Annotated in this window: 1 protein-coding gene; it reads right to left on the bottom strand. The window is 54.7% G+C overall.

Annotation, left to right across the window (positions count from 1 at the left end):
• Window positions 1-85: 85 nt before the first annotated feature.
• The gene (locus GE027_RS23230; protein WP_202617516.1) at window positions 86-757 is read right to left on the bottom strand and encodes a hypothetical protein; all 672 of its coding nucleotides are present in this window, start codon (window positions 755-757) and stop codon (window positions 86-88) included.
• Window positions 758-821: the final 64 nt, after the last annotated feature.

Here is an 821-nt window from a genome sequence, read left to right as displayed (position 1 = left end):
CCGCCGTCACCGGGCGGCGAGAGTAAAACTAACCATCAGGAGTCGCGCTGACGCCGCTCCGGTGCACGGCATGGTTCCCCGCAGTTCAGCATGGCCGACGTTTCGAGTACTTCCCAGCAGAGCGAAACGAGGTGAGGTGCGACTTTTCGGGAATTCGACGAATTCTAGTCCAGTACTCTTCCTGTGCGTTAGGATCGATCTCGACGACACCGGGGTACAGCGTGTCATTGCCGTCCTTGCGACAGTTTGAGACCCAGAACTGCATGCCGGATTCTTCGTCAACAAAGTTTGCCTTGTACCCTGCGCCTTTGAGCGACGTTAGCACGTAGTCCATGTAGTAGATCGTCTTCCCCGTGGCAGATTTCCTGACCCTTCCGATCCTTGCGTGGCCGGAAAGACCGGGCTTCCATTCGATGTACATCACGTCTCCGCGCATCGGATCACCCCGAAGGCTTGGTTTGCGATGGGGTTCTGGCGGTGGATTAAATAACGCAAGGAATGCGGTTTCTTCTTCGGGCGTGAAAGGCAATAGCCCATCCGGCAAAGTGACGTTCATTCTGTCGTGATAGTCCGAATACCAAACGATGCCAAGTTCGTTCAGTAGATGCCAGAAACCAGCACGCGCATAGGAATCAGATTGCAACAGTGTTGAAAATGACGTCCATGCAGAGGAATCTCCGCGCTCGGCCCGAAGTGTGAAGGTGCGTAGTTGCTGCCCATGCTGCCACGTAATATCACCGTAGTCGGTAAGACGCATCTTCCGACACGCGTTATCGAGCAAGTTCAGAATTGCGTGATACGTGTCCATGGTTCAGTCGGGG

The sequence above is a fragment of the Roseimaritima sediminicola genome (genome assembly GCF_009618275.1).
In the GTDB taxonomy this organism is placed as follows: Bacteria; Planctomycetota; Planctomycetia; order Pirellulales; family Pirellulaceae; genus Roseimaritima; species Roseimaritima sediminicola.
This window is presented reverse-complemented; position numbering and strand designations above follow the sequence as displayed.

Coding starts and splice junctions, on each gene's coding strand:
- GE027_RS23230 (WP_202617516.1), bottom strand. CDS start 757: ATGCGTCTTACCGACTACGGTGATATTACGTGGCAGCATGGGCAGCAA.